Source organism: Bacillus sp. DB-2, assembly GCF_003315125.1.
GTDB lineage: Bacteria > Bacillota > Bacilli > Bacillales > Bacillaceae_G > Bacillus_A > Bacillus_A mycoides.
The window spans coordinates 1-22,713 of sequence record NZ_QNRN01000014.1; the positions used below are offsets into that span (position 1 = coordinate 1).

At 33.7% G+C, this 22,713-nt stretch carries 13 protein-coding genes, 11 tRNA genes and 1 pseudogene; 24 read left to right on the top strand and 1 reads right to left on the bottom strand.

The features are described 5' to 3' along the window. The first annotated feature begins 13 nt into the window (after positions 1–13). The 10 genes from DET63_RS21965 to DET63_RS22010 all read left to right on the top strand — a co-directional run bounded on the left by DET63_RS21965 (position 14) and on the right by DET63_RS22010 (position 930). Positions 14–89 (top strand) — tRNA-Asp (locus tag DET63_RS21965). Positions 90–98: 9 nt separating this feature from the next. Then, positions 99–174: transfer RNA gene (locus DET63_RS21970), tRNA-Phe, on the top strand. Positions 175–188: 14 nt separating this feature from the next. Continuing rightward, positions 189–264 (top strand) — tRNA-Thr (locus DET63_RS21975). Positions 265–274: 10 nt separating this feature from the next. Continuing rightward, positions 275–358 (top strand) — tRNA-Tyr (locus DET63_RS21980). An 8-nt stretch (positions 359–366) separates the two neighbouring features. Continuing rightward, a tRNA-Trp gene (locus DET63_RS21985) sits at positions 367–440 on the top strand. A 19-nt stretch (positions 441–459) separates the two neighbouring features. Further along, positions 460–535 (top strand) — tRNA-His (locus DET63_RS21990). A gap of 64 nt (positions 536–599) precedes the next feature. Further along, a tRNA-Gln gene (locus tag DET63_RS21995) sits at positions 600–674 on the top strand. A gap of 5 nt (positions 675–679) precedes the next feature. Beyond that, positions 680–754: transfer RNA gene (locus tag DET63_RS22000), tRNA-Gly, on the top strand. 14 nt (positions 755–768) lie between these two features. Further along, positions 769–839, top strand: a tRNA-Cys gene (locus DET63_RS22005). 9 nt (positions 840–848) lie between these two features. Next, a tRNA-Leu gene (locus DET63_RS22010) sits at positions 849–930 on the top strand. Positions 931–1,138: 208 nt separating this feature from the next. Here the strand turns inward: DET63_RS22010 and DET63_RS22015 are convergent. Next, positions 1,139–1,456, bottom strand: a pseudogene (locus tag DET63_RS22015) (DUF3884 family protein). Between the two features lie 661 nt (positions 1,457–2,117). On the opposite strand from DET63_RS22015, the gene DET63_RS22020 reads away from it, so the two are divergent. The 14 genes from DET63_RS22020 to colA all read left to right on the top strand — a co-directional run bounded on the left by DET63_RS22020 (position 2,118) and on the right by colA (position 22,680). Beyond that, entirely contained in the window at positions 2,118–2,837 is a 720-nt protein-coding gene (locus DET63_RS22020) for a YebC/PmpR family DNA-binding transcriptional regulator (protein WP_002091105.1), read from the top strand. A 501-nt stretch (positions 2,838–3,338) separates the two neighbouring features. Next, entirely contained in the window at positions 3,339–4,373 is a 1,035-nt protein-coding gene (locus tag DET63_RS22025; protein ID WP_181777948.1) for an acyltransferase family protein, read from the top strand. A 332-nt stretch (positions 4,374–4,705) separates the two neighbouring features. Then, on the top strand, positions 4,706–5,167 hold the full coding sequence (locus DET63_RS22030) for an NUDIX hydrolase (protein ID WP_002063701.1): 462 nt from the start codon (positions 4,706–4,708) through the stop codon (positions 5,165–5,167). Between the two features lie 518 nt (positions 5,168–5,685). After that, positions 5,686–6,462 carry a transglycosylase domain-containing protein gene (locus DET63_RS22035; RefSeq protein WP_113937850.1) on the top strand — a complete coding sequence of 259 codons (777 nt, stop codon included), beginning with the start codon at positions 5,686–5,688 and terminating at the stop codon, positions 6,460–6,462. Between the two features lie 185 nt (positions 6,463–6,647). Then, entirely contained in the window at positions 6,648–7,301 is a 654-nt protein-coding gene (locus DET63_RS22040) for a DsbA family protein (RefSeq protein ID WP_002091101.1), read from the top strand. Between the two features lie 115 nt (positions 7,302–7,416). After that, positions 7,417–7,490, top strand: a tRNA-Gly gene (locus DET63_RS22045). 200 nt (positions 7,491–7,690) lie between these two features. Beyond that, positions 7,691–8,833 (top strand): tRNA epoxyqueuosine(34) reductase QueG, encoded by a 1,143-nt coding sequence (gene queG / locus DET63_RS22050; RefSeq protein ID WP_002115986.1) that lies wholly within the window; start codon positions 7,691–7,693, stop codon positions 8,831–8,833. A 44-nt stretch (positions 8,834–8,877) separates the two neighbouring features. Beyond that, positions 8,878–9,765 carry an amidase domain-containing protein gene (locus DET63_RS22055; protein ID WP_113937851.1) on the top strand — a complete coding sequence of 296 codons (888 nt, stop codon included), beginning with the start codon at positions 8,878–8,880 and terminating at the stop codon, positions 9,763–9,765. 58 nt (positions 9,766–9,823) lie between these two features. Further along, positions 9,824–10,312, top strand: a complete 489-nt coding sequence (gene trmL / locus DET63_RS22060) for a tRNA (uridine(34)/cytosine(34)/5-carboxymethylaminomethyluridine(34)-2'-O)-methyltransferase TrmL (RefSeq protein ID WP_000538149.1) — start codon at positions 9,824–9,826, stop codon at positions 10,310–10,312. Between the two features lie 123 nt (positions 10,313–10,435). Beyond that, positions 10,436–12,505, top strand: coding sequence for a sensor domain-containing protein (locus DET63_RS22065; protein ID WP_113937852.1), 2,070 nt, complete (start codon positions 10,436–10,438; stop codon positions 12,503–12,505). 403 nt (positions 12,506–12,908) lie between these two features. Beyond that, on the top strand, positions 12,909–14,804 hold the full coding sequence (locus tag DET63_RS22070) for a PrkA family serine protein kinase (RefSeq protein WP_113937853.1): 1,896 nt from the start codon (positions 12,909–12,911) through the stop codon (positions 14,802–14,804). A gap of 450 nt (positions 14,805–15,254) precedes the next feature. Further along, positions 15,255–16,430, top strand: a complete 1,176-nt coding sequence (yhbH, locus tag DET63_RS22075; protein WP_016089393.1) for a sporulation protein YhbH — start codon at positions 15,255–15,257, stop codon at positions 16,428–16,430. A 128-nt stretch (positions 16,431–16,558) separates the two neighbouring features. After that, entirely contained in the window at positions 16,559–19,480 is a 2,922-nt protein-coding gene (locus DET63_RS22080; protein WP_113937854.1) for a leucine-rich repeat domain-containing protein, read from the top strand. Between the two features lie 302 nt (positions 19,481–19,782). After that, positions 19,783–22,680, top strand: a complete 2,898-nt coding sequence (gene colA / locus DET63_RS22085) for a collagenase ColA (RefSeq protein ID WP_061689358.1) — start codon at positions 19,783–19,785, stop codon at positions 22,678–22,680. Positions 22,681–22,713: the final 33 nt, after the last annotated feature.

The window sequence follows — 22,713 nt, forward strand, 5'->3', positions numbered from 1 at the left end:
CCCGCAACCAAATGGTCCCGTGGTGTAGTGGTTAACATGCCTGCCTGTCACGCAGGAGATCGCCGGTTCGACCCCGGTCGGGACCGCCATTTTAATAAGGCTCGGTAGCTCAGTCGGTAGAGCAGAGGACTGAAAATCCTCGTGTCGGCGGTTCGATTCCGTCCCGAGCCACCATTTTAATAAAATATGCCGGCTTAGCTCAATTGGTAGAGCAACTGACTTGTAATCAGTAGGTTGGGGGTTCAAGTCCTCTAGCCGGCACCATGTAAGTTTCGGAGGGGTAGCGAAGTGGCTAAACGCGGCGGACTGTAAATCCGCTCCTTCGGGTTCGGCAGTTCGAATCTGCCCCCCTCCACCATTTTACATAGGGGCATAGTTTAAAGGTAGAACTGAGGTCTCCAAAACCTCCAGTGTGGGTTCAATTCCTACTGCCCCTGCCAAATATATAAACACAACATGGCGGTTGTGGCGAAGTGGTTAACGCACCGGATTGTGGCTCCGGCATTCGTGGGTTCAATTCCCATCAGTCGCCCCATTTTTATTTTTTAAAATTACAAATAAATTAATGGATACTTACATATAATTAAGTAAAACTTCGGTGGGCTATAGCCAAGCGGTAAGGCAACGGACTTTGACTCCGTCATGCGCTGGTTCGAATCCAGCTAGCCCAGCCATTTTTGCGGAAGTAGTTCAGTGGTAGAATACAACCTTGCCAAGGTTGGGGTCGCGGGTTCGAATCCCGTCTTCCGCTCCATTTTAACTTCATATGGCGGCATAGCCAAGTGGTAAGGCAGAGGTCTGCAAAACCTTTACCACCGGTTCAAATCCGGTTGCCGCCTTTCTTTTATGCCGATGTGGCGGAATTGGCAGACGCGCACGACTCAAAATCGTGTTCCTTCGGGAGTGTCGGTTCGACCCCGACCATCGGTATCACGAACGGCGTAACATTAAGGCTCTACACTAATTGTGTAGAGTTTTTTTGTGTTTTCTTCACACTACAAAATAAGCACTAATAGTGCGTTGGGGTAGTGTGCGGTGAGTAAGTGACGAACTTTAGATACAGTTGGAAGAAACTATGAGTATTAAAAGGATAAAATTTCAGTAGAATATTACATATACAAGAATTTTTTCGAGCACTCTAGAGAGAATCTCTCCACCCTGGTGACATGAAGTTAAATCCGATACCACCAGTTGAAATTACCACATTATCAGCTGGTAATTTCGAAAAACTTCTTTTCAAACTCTTCTCTGTTGTACTTGTACATAGTTGAGTGACACGACCATATTTGCGTTGAAGTACTCAACCAGTCCCCTAATTCCTTTAATTTAGGGAACGGCTAAAATTGAATTGGACCATCCAATTTTATGAATCTCACTTGATAGATAGTTGGGTTTAGCTTTTCTCCTATCCTATCCCTTTAAGACCATGCGCTTTTTTCTCATTTGAATGTGTCATAATTCTCCCCTATCTTTTTCTTCAAATTTTTTCCTATTTTAATTATACAGCAATAGAAAGTAATTATGGTAATATTAGGGGATTAATAGAGGGATGAAAAGGAATAGCTTTAGTTTAATAATGAATAGTTCATAACATACTACATAACAAATCTTTAAAAGGACATGGCAGCTTTGCCCTGTTTCTTATTGTTTAGCGAGAAATAATAAAATAAATCATCACAGTAATAAATGAAATATGATAAATTTAATCAAGGGAGAGAAATGAAAGTAAAAGGTGTCAGTTATTTAATATGATTCCATTTTGGCTCCGTTTCATTTTAATTTATCATGTTTAAAGAAGCTCAAAATTTTTAAAATGCTTTAAAATAAAGGATTTTAAGGGTAGCACTCTATATAAATGTCACCTAAAAAGACCCTAACAGAAATGTTAGGGTCTTTTTTGTTAAATTATGCTATGTGATTCTAAAATTCGTAATAAACTTAGGAATTCATGTATAATATAACTTGTTGAAAGAACAAAATGATAATGATTTATATTATGTCTGTAATATGAATCAAAAATGAACTTTTTATATTTCTTTTAAAAATGTGTTGAATACACATTATATTTCATATTAATATTTTTATGTAGATTTAAAATGGGAAAGAGAGTGGAAAGTATGGGCCGTAAATGGAACAATATTAAAGAAAAAAAAGCATCAAAAGATGCAAATACAAGCCGTATATACGCGAAATTTGGACGTGAAATTTATGTGGCAGCAAAACAAGGCGAGCCAGATCCAGAATCAAACCAAACGTTAAGAGTTGTATTAGAACGTGCGAAAACATACAACGTGCCAAGAACAATTATTGACCGTGCGATTGAAAAGGCAAAAGGCGGTTCAGAAGAAAACTATGACGAGCTTCGTTATGAAGGCTTTGGACCAAACGGATCTATGGTAATTGTAGATACACTGACAAATAACGTAAACCGTACTGCAGCAGATGTACGAGCTGCATTTAGCAAAAACAGTGGTAACATGGGTGTAAACGGTTCTGTCGCTTACATGTTTGATGCGACAGCTGTTATCGGTCTTGAAGGTAAAACATTAGATGAAGTTCTTGAAATCTTAATGGAAGCAGATGTAGATGCACGTGACATTCTAGAAGAAGAAGATTCTGTTATCGTTTATGCTGAACCTGATCAGTTCCATTCAGTACAATCTGCACTTAAAGGTGCTGGTGTTGAAGAATTTACAGTTGCAGAATTAACAATGCTTGCACAAAGTGATGTAGAACTTCCTGAAGATGCTCAAGTACAATTTGAAAAAATGGTTGATGCATTAGAAGATTTAGAAGATGTACAGCAAGTTTACCACAACGTAGACTTAGGGGAATAATAAGACAGAAGATCCTTTGTTTGTAGGAAAGGTCTGCCAGTCTTACTAAATCCAAGTATATAATCAAAGTGTAAGTATTTTAAAGTGGTAAAGAGCCGTAAAATATAAACAGTATTTTTTAGGGTTACGATATCCATTTTGAAGATTTCTTAAAAATACTGTGATAAATTTACCATTTTCATTTTGGGAAACAAAACACATAAAAACTCACTTTTTGTATGAAAACCATTCATATAAGAGGTGAGTTTTTTCGTTGTTGGAATATATTTATAAGGGATTTCTTTTTGATTTGCAAATTAAGAACTACTCCAACCGAACAATTAAAACCTATAACTACTATAAAGTAATACAATTGGTTAGTTAATTAAATAAGGTAAATATAATAACAAAAAGGATTAGCTTTAGTTAGCCACGAAATGAAAGTGTAGAAGTTAAATAATTTATGGGGAATGATATATTTTATGTTCTTAATAAAGCGCAATTTGTTTGGAGGCGTTCTTTTTGAAGGAGAAAAGGTTAACTGAACTAGATGCTTTACGTGGTTTAGCAGCACTGTCTGTACTACTATTTCATTACACTTATTTTTATAATCAATCCTATGGTCACGTAAAAGAAGAGTATTTATTAAATTTTAAGTACGGTAGTTATGGGGTACACTTATTTTTTATGATTAGTGGTTTTGTTATATACATGACACTTTTAAAAACTAATAATACAAAAGATTTCATCTTTAAGAGGGCGGTTAGACTTTATCCTGCTTATTTGGTAGCAGTAACATTAACTTTCATGACTATAGTTTTAATGGGTTTAGAGGGGATGGGGGTTAGTTTAAGGGATTATTTGTTTAACTTAACCATGTTTCAAGGGGTTATTCCAGGCACAGGAATTGATTTGGTGGATGGTTCATATTGGAGTTTAGGTATAGAAGTAACTTTTTATATCTTTTGTGTAATCTTGTTATCAATGGGACTAGCTAAACGACCTGTATTAATTACAAGTTTATGGTTGCTGGGGCTATTTACAATTAAAATACTTTATGTAAATAGCCTTATAACTCCTATTATTGGTGATTTAGGTATAATAAATTATTCGAATTTATTCATTGTTGGTATCATGTTTTATCAATTGAAACAAAGTAAATTGATAGTCAACTATTTGATTATTGTTTTTGCATTAGTGTTTCAATTTTGCTTTCATGGTGTATTGTCAGGTTTAATAATCTGTTGTTTCGTTGGAGTCTTTTATTTACTAATTAATAATAAATTGAGCTTCTTAGGTACTAGAATATTTACATTCTTAGGAACAATATCTTACAGTCTATATTTGATACATCAAAGTATTGGATATATCATTATTGATTTTATAGAACAATTTGGCTTAATAAATGAGATATTTATCCTTGTTCCAATATTAATATCAATAGCTTTAGCAACAGTTATTACTTTTGGTGTTGAGAAACCTATACAAGGATTTCTAATAACTAGATATAATAAAGGAAGAGAAAATGAATTACCCGCAAAAAATGTTTCAGCATAGCGCAAATTAATATTTAGATTTATTAATATGTAGCTTGAATGGATAAAAATGATATACCTCAATTAAGTAATATCCCTTTGTATAAATATGGGATGGAAAATTAAATAACGTTGATATATTAATTATTCATCTATAGATTTAGAAGATGTACAACAAGTTTACCACAACGTAGACTTAGGAGAATAATAAGACAGAAGATCCTTTCGTTTAACGAATAGGTCTTTTTTTGTGAAGTTAATTAAGATGATGAATTATTAAAGGTGTTTTGTTGTAGGTAGGGAATATGGTTATAGATTGTACATGAAATAACTGGATTTCTAGGAGGTATTTCTGTGGAGCATAAAACACCAAAGCATATTGTTGCCGTAGCAGGTTATTTAACAAATGAAAAGAATGAGGTGCTTTTAACGAAAGTGCACTGGCGAGCTGATACGTGGGAAATGCCTGGAGGACAGGTAGAAGAAGGGGAAGCGCTCGATCAAGCTGTTTGCAGAGAAATAATGGAGGAAACAGGATTAACTGTGAAGCCTATCGGAGTTACAGGGATTTATTATAATGCTTCTATGCATATTGTAGCTGTTGTTTTTAAAGTAGCATATGTTAGTGGTGAAATAAAAATTCAACCTGAAGAAATACAAGAGGCTAAATTTGTTGCTTTAAACGAAGAGAACATTGATGAGTATATAACGCGTCCTCATATGAAATCAAGGACACTTGATGCGATGAAAGCAATGCATTTTATTCCATACGAAACATGGGAAGTTCAGCCATATAATCTTATAGGAAGGTTGTAAAGAAAAGGTTAGTTATTTGAGGACAGCTCAAATTGCTAACCTTTTCTTTATGTATACTGTTTCAGAAAAAGGTCACAATAATAAAGTGTAGGCTAATAATTGGTGGAGGAAGCAGGACTACCACCTAATTTCCTAGCTTTAGCCAAGTTTTGAGGGAGAAGACTTACTGCTCACAAATAGCGAGATTAGTATTGATTTACGGAACGTTTGTTCTGTATAATGGTGATATATCGTATATAATTAGATTGCTAGATGTTTAAAAGTATAAATGTATAAACTGATATAATAAAAGAATAAAGTGAAATTAAGGAGAGTCCTACTGCCTATAAATAGTGTGATAAACAAATGTATATTCAACATTTCATATGAATAGTAGATAAAAAGGGACTGTGATACAATACATTTTTACACCTTACAATGTTGTAAGGTAGGTGTAAGAGAAATCGATGGGATATTCTTTTATAACAAGGTATTCTTAAATTAAGAGTTATATGCTGTGTGGAAAAGAGGTGTTCGAGATGAAAGAACGAGTATTATCTAGAGTGAATTATCATCAAAAAGTTGCATTAAATCCATTAACTAAATTTCTTTATAAAGCCATTATATTATTATTATTGTTAAGTTTTGCATTATTATTCGCTGGAAATGTAATGATTGAGCGAAGTGATATTAGTAAATTACATGTACCCGCTAAGTTAGAGGTGCCAGAATCATTAACAAACGCATTTATTGCGACGGAAGATAAAAGGTTTTATCATCATAACGGTTTAGACTATATAGCGATTATCAGGGCGTCTATTGAAAATATAAAAGCTGGTGGTGTTGTGCAAGGAGGAAGCACGATTACACAGCAGTTATCTAAAAATGCTTTCTTATCTAATGAACGTACATTTTCCCGTAAGTGGAAAGAAATTTTTTATACGAAAAAGATTGAACGTACATTCACAAAGGATGAGATATTAAAATTGTATGTAAGTAATATTTACTACGGAGAAGGCGCATGGGGGATTGAAAAAGCAGCAAACCTTTACTTCGGTAAAAAGGTGGATCAATTAACACTGGCTGAAAGTGCAATGATGGCTGCTATAGTAAAAGCACCGGCTTATTACTCACCTGCACAAAATTATGATAAAGCAGTTGAGAGACGGAATGTAGTTTTAAGGCTAATGGAGAAAGAAGGGTATATAAATCATGATGAATATGTGCAAGCAGTTAGTGAGAAATTAGTAATTCGCCATGATATAAAAACAGAGCAATCCATGTTAAAAAATGCCCGTGAAAAAGCAGTAAGTTAAAAGAAGTTCCTACATAGGAGCTTCTTTTTTAATAATTTGTGACAAAAGGCGACACAATATTGTCACAAATGTTGTATTTTTGTAATTTATGTGAGCGTGTTCATTGCGTGACCTATGTAAGTATTGATATTATGTGTATTGTGTACAATGATGTATACAGAATATGAAATTAAAGAGGAATGTATATGAAATCATCAAACAAACTCATGGCTCTTGGTATAGTTTTTTCTATCGCAGTATTGATTGTAATCGGGACGATTGTGTATAGCATCATAAATGACAAGAAAGATAAAGGGAATGAGATGTTTGCTTATTCTACGCAACAATCTTTAGGGAAAGATGATGCTCCAGTTAAGGTAGTTGAATTTGGAGACTTTAAATGTCCAGCTTGTCGTACTTGGGATGTAACAGTATTACCACGATTAAAAGAAGAGTATATTGATAAAGGTAAAGTGCAGTTATATTTTATTAACTTCCCGTTTATCGGAAAAGACTCTGATTTAGGTGCAGCTGCCGGTGAAGCAATTTATAAACAAGATCAAGATTCATTCTGGATTTTCTATGATGAGATTTATCAAAATCAAAAGAAAGATACGGAAGAATGGATTACAGAAGAATTACTTCTTAATATTGTGAAAGAAAAGCTTCCGAAAATTAATGTAGAACAGTTTAAAAAAGATTTACACAGTAAAGAAATGAAAGACAAAGTACGTAAAGATTCAGATCGTGCTCAAAAATTAAAAGTTCAAGGTGCTCCTTCAGTATATATAAATGGGAATCTTGCAAACCCTGATTTCGATAGTATGAAGAAGGCGATTGATAAAGAATTGAAAAAGTGATGAGGTATCTCATCACTTTTTCGACTTTTTTCGATAAATTTCTTGCTTCGATTTTTTTTACATGCTATACTACTTTACATAAGTTATTTCAATATCTTATATTTTTTTCATATTTGCGGGTGTAGTTTAGTGGTAAAACAAGAGCCTTCCAAGCTCTGGTCGAGAGTTCGATTCTCTTCACCCGCTCCAAATTTTATTTAATGTTTTTCTAATAAATTGTGATCAACGCAGTGTTTCGTTTCTAAGATAAACGAAGCATTGCGTTTTTTAATGTTTGAAAATCATAATTGTATGCGAAAATAGAAGTGAAGAATATTATTCCAAAAGTGAATTGATAACCAATATAGTCGTTACATAAGGGATGAATTCATCGGTGGAGGCGATTGAAAATGGACTTTGAACAATTAAAGCAAGATGTAATTGCGTATAGTAAAACGATTGGTATAGATAAAATAGGTTTTGCCAGTGCTTCACCATTTGAGGAATTAAAGCAGCGTCTAATCCAGCAACAACAATTGAATTATCAGTCTGGATTCGAAGAGCCTGATATAGAGAAGAGAACGAATCCACAGCTATTGTTACCTGGTGCGAAATCAATTATTGCGATTGCTTTAGCATACCCTTCAAAATTAAAAAATGCACCATTAAGTAAACGAGGGGAACGACGTGGGATTTTTTGCCGTGCTTCTTGGGGCCAAGATTATCACCTTGTTCTACGAGATCGTTTGCAAAAGTTAGAGGCGTATTTAATCGAAAAGCTGCCGGATATAGAAGTGAAATCAATGGTTGATACAGGGGAGCTAAGTGATCGAGCTGTTTCAGAGCGTGCCGGTATTGGATGGAGTGGTAAGAACTGCGCTATTATTACGCCGGAATTTGGTTCGTATGTATACTTAGGAGAAATGATTACGAATGTTCCATTCCCTCCTGATCGGCCAATAGAAGATCAATGTGGAAGTTGTACGAAATGTATTGATATTTGTCCTACAGGTGCTTTAGTACAAGGGGGGCAGTTGGACTCGAAGAAATGTATTGCATTTTTAACACAGACAAAAGGGTTTCTGCCTGAAGAATATCGCGATAAAATAGGAAACCGTATATATGGATGTGATACGTGTCAGACTGTTTGTCCGAAAAATAAAGGAATGGATTTTCATAACCATCCTGAAATGGAGCCTGACCCTGAGTTAGTTAAACCGTTATTAACACCACTTTTAACAATTAGTAATCGTGATTTTAAAGAGAAGTATGGAATTATGTCTGGTTCATGGAGAGGTAAAAAACCATTGCAACGAAATGCTATTTTAGCACTTGCACATTTTAAAGAAACAGCAGCAATTCCTGATTTAATCGGTGTTATGAAAGATGATCCAAGACCAGTACTTCGAGGAACAGCAGCATGGGCACTTGGGAAAATTGGTGGAGATGGAGTAGGAGAAGCGATTGAAAAAGCGATGGAACGTGAGAAAGATGAAGAGGTTCTTCATGAAATGAATCGTGGACTTGAATTGTTAGCACAGAAAAAAGAGTAGATAATATCTCCCTTTTTCATATTGTAATATGGGAGGGAGACGAAATGGTTGTAAAAGCGAATATTGAAAAGCAAGTGCAACAGTTTTTAGCATATATAACAGAGAAACGAACAGATGTAGATGGTATTGCAGTAGATTTGTTACAAATGGTACAGAGAAAGAAACAATTGTTTCAAAAGCGTAGTGCACATATAGTGAAAGCAACTGCAGATATTTCTTTCATTAGACAATTAAATAGTAATGAGCATCAAGAAATTGATTATCAAATACACTTGAAATATTTAATTAAGCATAAAGAATTATTTTATATCGAAGAGGAACAATTAAAACGACGAGTTTATTTAAAAAATAGTTGTATAATAGATGATTATGCTCTTGAAGTGTCAGAAGAAATAGGAATAGGTGAAACGTTAGAACGGGAAGTCACGAAAGAAAAATACGGTTCATATCAATATAATCGTTTAGAGGCAGTGAAATATGCAGAGCGTTGGTGGGATGATCGTAATTCTGCATACCGTAATTTTCCGGATAATTGTACAAATTTCATTTCACAATGTCTGCACACTGGAGAAGTACCAATGAATGGACATCCTAACATTCGTAAAGGGTGGTGGCAAAGGGGAAACCAGTGGAGTTGGAGCTGGGCTGTAGCACACTCTTTTTATTGGTATTTGTCAGGTGCTACAACAGGGCTTCGAGCAGAAGCAGTAGAAAGGCCAGAAGACCTTATTCTTGGCGATGTAATTGCGTATGATTTTGAGGATGATGGTAGGTGGAATCATACGACAATTGTAGTAGCAAAAGACGCAGATGGTATGCCGCTTGTAAATGCACATTCAGCGAATAGCCGCAGGCGTTATTGGAACTATGAAGATTCTAGTAAATATACACCACAAATGAAATATAAATTCTTTCATATTATTAATGGGTAGAGATTTTTCGTTCAAGTGGTATAATACGTAGTAGATAAAAAATAGAGGTGAATATCGCGTGGGAGTACATGTTGTTTTATATCAACCAGAAATTCCAGCAAATACAGGAAATATTGCACGTACTTGTGCAGCAACTGGAACAGAATTGCATTTGATTAGACCGCTTGGATTTTCAACGGATGACAAAATGTTAAAGCGTGCAGGATTAGATTATTGGCAGCACGTAAAAGTTACGTATTATGATTCAATCGAAGAATTTTATGAGAAAAATAAAGATGGTGAATTCTTTTATTTAACAAAGTATGGCGAGAAAGCTCATACAGCATTTGATTATAGCAAACGTGAGAAGGATTACTATTTCGTATTTGGAAGAGAAACAAATGGATTACCAGCTAATGTAATTGAAGAAAACTTCGATCATTGTTTACGTATTCCAATGACGGATAAAGTACGTTCATTAAATTTATCTAATACAGCAGCAATTTTAATTTATGAAGCGTTCCGTCAACAAAATTATCCAGGATTAGATTTAGAAATCGTTTATTAAAAGTCGCCATTTGGCGGCTTTTTTATTTTTAAAAAAATATGTAATCATACATTTTAAAAAAGGTACATATTCATATAGAATGAGATATATGAATAAAAATAGATAAGACGGGTTGAGATAAATATGAAGGAACAATATAATAATCAAAATACCTTTTTAAGTATGATAGATATGGATTTAGTAAGACAGGGATTGTTACATGCTATTCAAGATTTAGTGTTTATTGTGAAAGTTATTGATGATGAAACTTTTAAATATATTTATGTGAATAAAATAGGAATGAATCACGCCAGGCTAGGGAAAGAATGTTATGGGAAAACTTTTGCAGAAGTATTACCAGAAGATACGGCAAGGTTATTGCAAGGACAATATGCAAAAGTAATGAGAGAAGCGAGAGCAATTACATTTTGTGATGTAATTAGTTTGCCAACTGGTGATATACATTATGAATCTTCACTTAATCCAGTATGCGATGTAAATGGAACATGTCAGTTTATTATTTGTATTACTAGAGATATTACAGCACAGGTTAAGAAAAAAGTGGAAATAGAAGAAAAACAAATGTTATTTAAGTCATTACTAGAATATAATAATGATTCCATTATATCTGTAGACTCTATGGGAAGAATTACATATGCAAATCCAGCGACTTATGAAATTTTTGGGTATCGATATGAAGAGTTAAAGGACCAATTTATTTTTCAGTTTATAAATAAAGAATATGAAAAAACTTTTCAAATTATATTTAAAAATGCTTTACAGGGAAGAGCAAAACAAATTGTTGCAAAGAAATATATTCATAAAGAAGGATATGAACTTTATATTTCCGTGAGGACAATCCCCATTATTGTGAATAGTGAAATCGTCGGGGTGTACATTGTTACGAGGGATGTTACGAAGCAAGTATTAAATGAGATGAAAACAGAATATTTGGCTTACTTTGATCAGTTAACGGGGTTAATGAATAGAATATCATGTACAAATAAGCTAAATGAATTTTTAGCTGAGAATAAAGAATTCGCATTGGTTTTTATAGATTTGGATGAATTTCACCTTATTAATGATACATTTGGTCATAAAGAAGGGGATCAAGTCTTAAAAAAAGTTACTGAATGCTTACGAGACCTAAAAATAGAAGATATGCATTTATTTAGAGAACATGATGATCAATTTGTTATGTTAATAGAAAATATAACGAGAGAATACGTAGAGGAAGTTGCACAAACAATATTAAAAAAAATTAGTGGGCATTTTGTAATAGAAGAAGAGGATGTTTATTTGAGTGCATCAATTGGGATTGTAATGGCCCCAGAAGATGGAATGGATGAAAAAATACTTTTCCAAAGAGTCGACGCAGCTTTGGAAAATGCAAAGGAAAAAGGAAAAGGGTATTATCATTTTTATTGTAGTGGATTAGATTGTGAACGTGAACAAAGATTTATAATAGAAAATCAGTTACATCGTGCTATAGAAAAAAATGAATTTTCCCTATATTATCAACCTCAAATCAATATTGAAACGGGGAAGATAGCCAGTATGGAAGCCTTAATAAGGTGGGAGAATAAGGAGCTGGGTTTTGTCTCGCCCAATCAATTTATCCCACTTGCTGAAAGAACAGGGTTTATTATTAAACTTGATGAATGGGTAGTACATCAAGTTTGTGAACAGATACGTGAATGGTTAAATAAAGGATATGTGGTTGTACCAATCGCAGTTAATATTTCAGCTAAACATTTTCGCTCTATTACATTAATAGAGATGATTACACGTGCTTTAAATAAGTACAACGTTCCCCCTCATTTATTAGCAATAGAAGTTACAGAAGGGGCTCTTATACATAAAGATGTATCAAAAAGAGTGTTATTGCAGTTAAAGGAACAAAATTTAAAGATTCATTTAGATGACTTTGGAACGGGATATTCATCTTTAAGTTATTTAAAAACATATCCGATTGATACGTTAAAAATTGATCGTTCTTTTATGGAAGGTATATATAAAGATGAAAGAGATACGAATATTACGGCTGCAATTATTAATTTAGCACATACTCTAGGGTTAAATGTAATTGCAGAAGGAGTAGAAAAGGCGGAACAAATACAGTTTTTAAAGGAGAAAAATGTAAAAATAGCGCAAGGTTATTTTTATAATCGCCCTTTATCGATATACGATGTGGAAAATATTTATTTTAAATAGTGTATAAAAAACAAGAAAAAAAGTGATGTGCTGAAAAGCACATCACTTTTTTTGTGTACCTGGTTTATCGTTATAACCAGATGTGAAAATAGCTGTAAGAAATGTGAGGGATACACCTAAAATTAATAATAACTTCATACTAATTTCCTCCTTACTTTTTCGGTTTACGAATCCTATTTGTGAATCGAAATGTATGTAAGGTTCCTAGAAGAAAAGAATTTATTTACAATGAATAGCAGCGTGAAAACTTTAATACCTTTATTATACAGAATTTTCTTTGAATTTTGGAGAGAATTTTATAGCGCTATTATATATTTCGTTTTGATTTAAAGAATGTTTAAGGACATCCTAGCATACCTTTTATAATAATCCGATTGAACAAGGAGATGGGGGAGGAGCTATAATGGATATTTTAAAGAAAATTGAACAATATCGGGAAGCAGAAGAACGTTTACAATGGGAAGGTACGTTTGCGGAGTATTTGGAGCTTGTGAAAGAAAGACCATGGGTGGCTCAAACAGCACACTCTCGCATTTACAATATGATAAAAGATGCTGGAATTGAAGAAGTTGATGGTAGAAGAAAATATAACTTCTTTAGTAATCAGCTATTTGGATTAGAGGATGCTTTAGAACGCCTTGTGGAAGAATATTTTCATCCATCTGCAAAACGATTAGATGTTAGGAAACGTATTTTGTTATTAATGGGGCCTGTTAGTGGGGGGAAATCAACATTAGTTACGATGTTGAAACGAGGATTAGAAACATATTCACGAACAGATCGTGGAGCGATTTTTGCAATAAAAGGATGCCCAATGCATGAAGATCCACTTCATTTAATTCCACAGCATTTACGGAATGATTTCTTTGATGAATATGGAGTAAGGATTGAAGGGAATTTATCACCATTAAATGTTATGCGTTTAGAGCAAGAATATGGATCAAGAATTGAGGATGTAGTTGTAGAGCGTATTTTCTTCTCTGAAGATCGCCGTACAGGAATTGGTACATTTAGTCCTTCTGATCCAAAATCACAAGATATTGCCGATTTAACAGGTAGTCTAGACTTTTCTACAATTGCAGAATACGGTTCGGAATCAGATCCTCGTGCATATCGATTTGATGGAGAATTAAATAAGGCGAACCGCGGCATGATGGAATTCCAAGAGATGTTAAAATGTGATGAGAAATTTTTATGGCATTTACTATCGCTTACACAAGAAGGGAATTTTAAAGCAGGAAGATTTGCGCTTATTTCAGCAGATGAATTAATTGTAGCGCATACAAATGAAACGGAGTATCGTTCCTTCATAGCAAATAAGAAAAATGAAGCATTGCATTCACGAATTATTGTAATGCCGGTTCCATATAATTTACGGGTTAGTGAAGAAGAACATATTTATGAAAAAATGATTCGTGAAAGTGATGTGTCTAATGTTCATATTGCACCGCATACACTTCGCGTTGCGGCAATGTTCACTATTTTAACTCGTTTAAAAGATCCGAAGCGTCCGGATATTGATTCAATTAAAAAGATGCGTTTATATGATGGAGAAACGGTAGAAGGATATAATGCGATTGATGTAGAAGAATTGCAACGCGAATATCAAGATGAAGGTATGAAGGGGATTGATCCTCGTTATGTCATTAACCGAATTTCTTCTACAATTATTCGAAAAGAGGTACCATCTATTAATGCACTAGATGTACTTAGATCGCTAAAAGACGGGTTGGATCAGCATCCATCAATTAGTAATGAAGATCGAGAGCGCTATATGAATTTCATCTCATTAGCGAGAAAAGAATACGATGAAATTGCTAAGAAAGAAGTACAAAAAGCGTTTGTTTATTCATACGAAGAATCAGCTAAGACACTTATGGATAATTACTTAGATAACGTCGAAGCGTACTGCAATAAATCAAAATTACGTGATCCTTTAACGGGCGAAGAAATGAGCCCAGATGAAAAACTTATGCGTTCGATTGAAGAGCAAATTGGAATTTCAGAAAATGCTAAGAAAGCATTCCGTGAAGAAATTTTAATTCGAATTTCTGCTTATGCCCGTAAAGGAAAGCGCTTTGATTATAATTCACATGAACGTCTTCGTGAAGCGATTCAGAAAAAACTATTTGCTGATTTAAAAGATATAGTGAAAATTACAACATCAACGAAAACGCCAGATGAAAATCAGCTTAAGAAAATTAATGATGTTGTTGCACGCTTAATTGATGAGCATGGCTATAATTCTTCATCTGCGAATGAATTGTTACGATATGTAGGTAGTTTGTTAAATCGATAGTTTGATAACAAAACGCTGTCTCTTGTTCTTGGGACGGCGTTTTGTTATCTATTGATACTTGTAAAAAGTGTCATACCTTGTCCGAATATAATAAATTAAGATGCAATTTCATGAATTTATTGTCAATTATTTTTACAATATGCATATGATAGAGTAACCAACCATTCATACGAAAAAAGCCAACACAATACAATATGTTGCAAAGTGAAAATGTGTGCAACAATGCATTGTGTTTCTTTCTTATCAACGGCTGAATATTTCTTTCTAGTATGTGAGTGGCAAAATTTTGTTTAGGATGCTCGGAGTATTGTATGAAAAACGCTATATATGTTTATGGGATGATTTTCGATGGACAGTTACCTTTCAAATATTCTAGCTTGGCATATTACAGAACAAAATTTATAGATTGCTGTTCATAGAGGAAGACAATTACAGTAAGGAGGGAAAGGAATGGGCGAAGAAAACCAACCAAATTATACGATTTCACAGGAAAACTGGTCCCTCCATCGCAAAGGATATGACGACCAACAACGCCATCAAGAAAAAGTGCAGGAGGCAATCAAAAATAATTTACCAGACCTTGTAACAGAAGAAAGTATAGTTATGTCTAATGGCAAGGATGTTGTGAAAATACCGATTCGTTCTTTAGATGAATATAAGATTAGATACAATTATGATAAAAACAAACACGTTGGGCAAGGAAACGGTGACAGTAAAGTTGGTGATGTTGTTGCAAGAGATGGATCCGGTGGTCAAAAGCAGAAGGGACCAGGAAAAGGGCAAGGGGCAGGAGATGCAGCTGGAGAAGATTATTATGAAGCAGAAGTCTCAATTTTAGAATTGGAGCAAGCGTTTTTCAAAGAGTTAGAGCTGCCTAATTTAAAGAGAAAAGAAATGGATGAAAACCGGATTGAACATATTGAATTTAATGATATTAGAAAAACAGGATTATGGGGAAATATTGATAAGAAACGGACGATGATATCTGCATATAAACGAAATGCAATGCGTGGTAAAGCATCTTTCCATCCAATTCACCAAGAAGATTTAAAGTTCCGTACTTGGAATGAAGTGTTAAAGCCAGATTCAAAAGCCGTTGTATTAGCGATGATGGATACGAGTGGATCGATGGGGATATGGGAGAAGTATATGGCACGTAGCTTCTTTTTCTGGATGACAAGATTTTTACGCACAAAGTATGAAACCGTAGACATTGAGTTTATTGCTCACCATACGGAAGCAAAGGTCGTCACAGAAGAAGAGTTTTTCTCAAAAGGGGAAAGTGGTGGAACGATCTGTTCTTCTGTATACAAAAAAGCACTTGAGTTAATCGATAATAAATATTCACCAGACCGTTATAATATTTATCCATTCCATTTTTCAGACGGTGATAATTTAACTTCGGATAATGCTAGATGCGTAAAGCTTGTGGAAGAGTTGATGAAGAAGTGTAATATGTTTGGGTATGGGGAAGTGAATCAGTACAACCGCCACAGTACGCTTATGTCAGCATATAAAAATATTAAAGACGAGAATTTCAGATATTATATTTTAAAGCAAAAAGCAGATGTATTCCATGCGATGAAAAGCTTTTTTAAAGAAGAATCAGGAGAAAAAATGGCATAACCCCTTGTAAAGGGGTTGTTTTTTTGTAAACTTTTTATTTTTTTAGTTGACAATGATAATGAAAATCATTATCATTTATTCGAGAAATGATTACATTTCGATTTATATATTTTGGAGGAGATGTAAAGTTGAAAAAAACTAAAAGAAAACATATAAATGCGATGATTATCGCTGCGGCGTTATCGCTACCGTTTGCTGCGTATTCAACACCTGCTTTAGCAGCGGTAGCAATTGAGGCTAATAAAACGGGATATGCTTTAGAAGATGGTACATATGATGCTGTTATTAAAGCGTATAAAGATAAAACGAATGAAGAGTCTATGGCAGCTGTTTATATAAAAAATCCGAAATTAACAATTGAGAATGGGAAGAAAATTGTAACGGCAACGTTAAGTGATAGTGATTTCTTCAAATACTTGAAAACAGAAGATATTCATACTCCTGGTGTGTTTCATGATGTAAAAGTAATATCAGAAGATAAAAAGAAAAATGGAACGAAAGTGATTCAGTTTGAAGTAGGGGAATTAGGAAAGAGGTATAATATGCAAATGCATATTTATATTCCAACAATGGCCTATGATAATAAGTATCAAGTGCAATTTGAAGTAAATACATTGAGTTTAGAAGGCAATGTTCCAGAAGAACAAAAGGAAAATAAAGAGGATAAAGTGGATCAACAAGATGAAAGTGCAAATGTAATAGTTGATAAGAAATTACAACAGCATATTAATAAAAATAATTTAGAGAGAAAAAATATAAATGAACCTATAACGAAGGAAGATTTATTACAAATTAAAACATTATCCATATACTCAGGTGAGGGGATAAATGAAATAGCTGGTTTAGAATATATGACAAACTTAGAGAAGTTGACATTAAGAGAGTCTAATATAACAGACATATCTGTTATCTCGGGATTGAGACATTTGAAATATTTAGATTTATCCTCTAATCCAATTGAAAGCATTCAACCCGTTTCTAAGCTAGAGAATCTTGACATGCTCTTTTTAAGAGATAACAAAATTGCAGATCTTACACCGTTAAGTCAAATGAAAAAGATTAAAATATTAGATTTAATTGGTAATAATATAAAGGATCTTACACCATTATTTACAGTATTATCGTTAGAAGAAGTATACTTAGCAAATAATCAAATTAGTAATCTTTCGGGTATTGAGAAGTTAAAGAATGTGAATCTATTATGGATAGGAAATAATAAAATTAGTGATGTTGAGCCTATTAGTAAAATGAGTAATCTTATTGAACTAGAAATTGCTGATAGTGAAATAAAAGATATATCATCATTATCTAAATTAGTAAAAATACAAGTATTGAATTTAGAAGAGAATTATATCTCTGATATATCGCCACTGAGTAATTTAACAAATTTACATGAGATAAATCTTGGAGCGAATGAAATTTCTGACATAAAGTCTGTTGAGGAATTGGGTAAGCGAACTTCAATAGATATTCAAAGACAAAAAATCTTTTTAGATGAAGCAAGCGTAGATGAAGAAATAAAAATTCCAGTATACAATTTTAAAGGAGAGCCACTTCAAAATATTAAATTGAAAAGTGAGGGGGCTACGCTGAGTAACGGATTTATAAAATGGAATAGTCCTGGAGAAAAAATATATGAATTTAAACTAGATACGAATCCTGCTGAAAGTAAAATAAGATTTAATGGGACGGTTATACAAAGTATAGTTGAAAAACAAACAGAAAATAAAAATGTAATTCTTGATAAAAATTTACAACAACATATTAATAAAAAGAATTTTGGTAGAGAGAATCTAAATGCCCCTATAACAAAAGAAGATTTATTACAGATTAAAACATTAGAGATACTTAAAGAAAAAGGAAAAGAGATAAAAGATCTAACTGGTTTAGAATACATGACGAACTTAGAAAACCTCACTTTAGAAGGAGTAGGGTTGAAAAATATTGAGTTCATTTCAAACTTGAAACAATTGAAAGACGTGAATGTATCTCATAATAAAATTGAAGATATAACGCCGTTATCTTCACTGGAAAATTTACAGTGGTTAAACCTTGCGGATAATCATATTAAAGATGTATCAGTTCTTGGTTCAATGTTAGACCTACTAAGTTTAAAATTAGCTGGAAATGAGATTCGTGATGTAAGGCCGTTAATACAATTAGGTCAATGGTTTTCAATTGATGCCGGAAGACAAAAAATCATTTTAAATGAAGCGAAAGTAAATGAAGAAATTCAAGTTCCGGTATATGACTTAGAAGGAGAAACTATTGAGAATATTAAACTAACAAGTGAGGGTGGAACGTTTAATAACGGAGTAATGAAATGGAGTACTCCAGGTGAAAAGGTATATAAATTTGATTTAGATTCGGATGAAACTAGTATAAGCTTTAATGGAACAGTTATCCAGAATATAGTTGAAAAAGAAGAAGTGACAGAACCAACAAAAGAAGTTGAAGAAATAAAAGAAGAAGTAAAAGAGCCGGTAAAAGAAGTTGAAGAAATAAAAGAAGAAGTAAAAGAGCCGATAAAAGAAGTTGAAGAAACAAAAGAAGAAGTAAAAGAGCCGGTAAAAGAAATTGAAGAAACAAAAGAAGAAGTAAAAGAAGTTGAAGAAACAAAAGAAGAAGTAAAAGAGCCGGTAAAAGAAATTGAAGAAACAAAAGAAGAAGTAAAAGAGCCGGTAAAAGAAATTGAAGAAACAAAAGAAGAAGTAAAAGAGCCGATAAAAGAAGTTGAAGAAACAAAAGAAGAAGTAAAAGAGCCGGCGAAAGAAGTTGCAGGTACAAAAGAAGAGGTAAAAGAATCAGCAACTGGATTGGATCAAGAGCCAAAAGGGAATAATCAAGTTGGTCCAGTAAAAGTGGTAGGACAAGAGAGTGCGAAAGAAAAAGATTCAAATAAACAACATGCTAATAAGCAAGAGGAAAATCAGAAGTCTTTAGCAGCAACTGGTGGTCAAGCTAACACACCGACCTTACTTTCTGGATTAGCACTTGTTCTTTCAGCATTAAGTATGTTTGTATTTAGAAAGAGATTATTTAAGAAATAAATAACGTTTTATCTTATTATTATATAAAATAATTATATAAGTTTTTGAGAAGCCCTTATTATAACAATTTCATGTTGAAATATGCTTATGATAAGGGCTTTTTGAATAGGGGAAGGATATTAATACGAGGATGTTTCGATTGCTTAAATAATGGAGCAACTGTAGTGGCAACTGTAAGTCCCTTTCGTTCACTATATGTTCAAAATGTATGAAGAAATAATATGAAATATTGCATTTTATATCATTTCATCCAGATAATATGTTAATTTCTTGAATGGAATATATAAATAGGGGGCAATAATATGAACAAGCAATCAAAGATCAATAAAGTGTTGCTTAGTATTAGTACAATGGCGCTATCGCTCGGAGCAATTCAAACGAATGTATCAGCAGAAGAAAAGGTACCGTATAATGTATTGCATTCGAAACCAGTTGGAATTGAAAAACCAGTAGATGAGATCGGACACGCTTCTAAAGCTGAGGAAACATTATCATTTCAAGAACGTTTAAAAGTAGGAGATTTTTCACAGCGACCAGCATCTATTACGAAGAACTCGGCAGTAAAGCAAGCTAAAGAAAGCTATTCAATGGCTGATTTAAACAAAATGAATGATCAAGAATTAATTGAAACGTTAGGCAGTATTAAGTGGCACCAAATTACAGACTTATTCCAGTTTAATGAAGATGCAAAAGCCTTTTATAAAGATAACGGAAAAATGCAAGTAATTATAGACGAATTAGCTCATAGAGGTAGTACATTTACGAAAGATGATTCAAAAGGAATTCAAACGTTTACTGAGGTGTTACGTTCAGCTTTTTATCTTGCATTTTATAATAATGAATTAAGCGACTTAAATGAAAGAAGCTTCCAGGACAAATGTTTACCAGCGTTAAAAGCTATTGCGAAAAATCCCAACTTTAAGCTTGGAACAAATGAGCAAGATACAGTCGTATCTGCATATGGAAAATTAATTAGTAATGCATCAAGTGATGTTGAAACGGTGCAATACGCATCGAATATTTTAAAACAATATAATGATAATTTTAATGCATATGTAGACGATCGTATGAAAGGACAAGCTGTATACGATATGATGCAAGGCATTGATTATGATATACAATCTTACTTAAATGAGGCTCGTAAAGAAGCGAATGAAACGATGTGGTATGGAAAAGTAGATGGGTTTATTAATGAAATAAATCGTATTGCTCTTCTAAATGAAGTAACGCCAGAGAATAAATGGCTCGTTAATAATGGAATTTATTTTGCTAGTCGTTTAGGTAAGTTTCATAGTAATCCAAATAAAGGATTAGAGGTTGTTACACAGGCAATGCATATGTACCCACGTTTAAGTGAGCCGTATTTTGTTGCAGTAGAACAAATTACAACAAACTATAATGGGAAAGATTATAGCGGGAATACGGTAGATTTAGAGAAGATACGTAAAGAAGGAAAAGAGCAATACTTACCAAAAACGTATACATTCGATGATGGATCTATTGTATTTAAAACTGGGGATAAAGTGTCAGAAGAAAAAATCAAGAGATTATATTGGGCTGCGAAGGAAGTAAAAGCGCAATATCACCGTGTGATCGGAAATGACAAAGCTTTAGAACAAGGTAATGCAGACGACGTATTAACGATAGTAATCTATAACACTCCAGACGAATACCAGTTAAATAGACAATTGTATGGATATGAAACAAACAACGGTGGAATTTATATTGAAGAGACAGGGACATTCTTTACATATGAGCGTACGCCAGAGCAAAGTATTTATAGTTTAGAAGAGTTATTCCGTCATGAGTTTACTCATTATCTTCAAGGGAGATATGAAGTTCCCGGTTTATTTGGAAGAGGAGATATGTATCAAAATGAAAGATTAACTTGGTTCCAAGAAGGGAATGCAGAATTTTTCGCAGGATCTACTCGTACAAATAACGTTGTACCAAGAAAGAGCATCATTAGTGGATTATCATCTGATCCTGCAAGTCGTTATACAGCAGAGCGTACACTATTTGCTAAATATGGTTCTTGGGATTTCTATAACTACTCGTTCGCATTGCAGTCTTACTTATATACTCATCAATTTGAAACGTTTGATAAAATTCAAGATTTAATTCGTGCGAATGATGTGGGAAATTATGATACGTATCGTGAGACTTTAAGTAAAGATTCTAAGTTAAATAAAGAGTATCAAGAGTATATGCAGCAGTTAATTGATAATCAAGATAAGTACAATGTGCCGGAAGTAGCAGATGATTATTTAGCTGAACATGCACCAAAAGCACTAACAGAAGTGAAGAAAGAAATTAGTGAAACGTTGTCTATGAAAGATACAAAAATGACAAAGCATACATCTCAATTCTTTAATACATTTACATTAGAAGGCACATTTACAGGTAGTGTAACAAAAGGTGAGTCAGAAGACTGGAAAGCAATGAGTAAAAGAGTAAATGAGGCTTTAGAACAATTGACGCAAAAAGAATGGAGTGGCTACAAAACGGTTACAGCATATTTCGTCAATTACCGTGTGAATAGCTCTAATCAATTTGAATATGATGTAGTCTTCCACGGTATCGCAAAAGATGACGGAGAAAATAAAGCTCCGACGGTTAATGTAAACGGACCTTATAACGGGCTTGTAAAAGAAGGAATTCAATTCAAAAGTGATGGGTCAAACGATGAAGATGGAAAAATCGTTTCTTATTTATGGGACTTCGGGGATGGAAGTACAAGTACAGAAGTTAATCCAGTACATGCATATGAAAGAGAAGGAACTTATAAAGTAGCGTTAAGAGTAAAAGATGATAAAGGTAAAGAGAGCAGAAATGAAACAACTGTTACGATTAAAGATGGGAGTTTAACAGAATCTGAACCAAATAATCGTTCAGAGGAAGCAAATCGTATTGGGTTAAACACTACTATAAAAGGTAGCCTTATCGGTGGGGATCATACCGATGTTTATACATTTAATGTCGCATCAGCGAAAGATATCGATATTTCTGTTTTAAATGAGTATGGAATCGGGATGACATGGGTACTTCACCATGAATCAGATATGCAAAATTACGCAGCTTACGGTCAAGCTAATGGAAATCATATAGAAGCAAAATTTAATGCAAAACCAGGTAAGTATTACTTGTATGTATATAAATATGATAATGGCGATGGAACGTACGCATTATCAGTAAAATAAGTGCTTTTCCAATGTATGTTTAACTTTACTTTT

What these genes read in the sequence shown, in the direction of transcription:
- DET63_RS22055 (WP_113937851.1), top strand. Translation starts at nt 8,878, where the DNA reads ATGGTTGTAAAAGCGAATATTGAAAAGCAAGTGCAACAGTTTTTAGCA.
- DET63_RS22035 (WP_113937850.1), top strand. Translation starts at nt 5,686, where the DNA reads ATGAAAGAACGAGTATTATCTAGAGTGAATTATCATCAAAAAGTTGCA.
- yhbH (WP_016089393.1), top strand. Translation starts at nt 15,255, where the DNA reads ATGGGCGAAGAAAACCAACCAAATTATACGATTTCACAGGAAAACTGG.
- queG (WP_002115986.1), top strand. Translation starts at nt 7,691, where the DNA reads ATGGACTTTGAACAATTAAAGCAAGATGTAATTGCGTATAGTAAAACG.
- DET63_RS22065 (WP_113937852.1), top strand. Translation starts at nt 10,436, where the DNA reads ATGAAGGAACAATATAATAATCAAAATACCTTTTTAAGTATGATAGAT.
- colA (WP_061689358.1), top strand. Translation starts at nt 19,783, where the DNA reads ATGAACAAGCAATCAAAGATCAATAAAGTGTTGCTTAGTATTAGTACA.
- DET63_RS22040 (WP_002091101.1), top strand. Translation starts at nt 6,648, where the DNA reads ATGAAATCATCAAACAAACTCATGGCTCTTGGTATAGTTTTTTCTATC.
- DET63_RS22070 (WP_113937853.1), top strand. Translation starts at nt 12,909, where the DNA reads ATGGATATTTTAAAGAAAATTGAACAATATCGGGAAGCAGAAGAACGT.
- DET63_RS22020 (WP_002091105.1), top strand. Translation starts at nt 2,118, where the DNA reads ATGGGCCGTAAATGGAACAATATTAAAGAAAAAAAAGCATCAAAAGAT.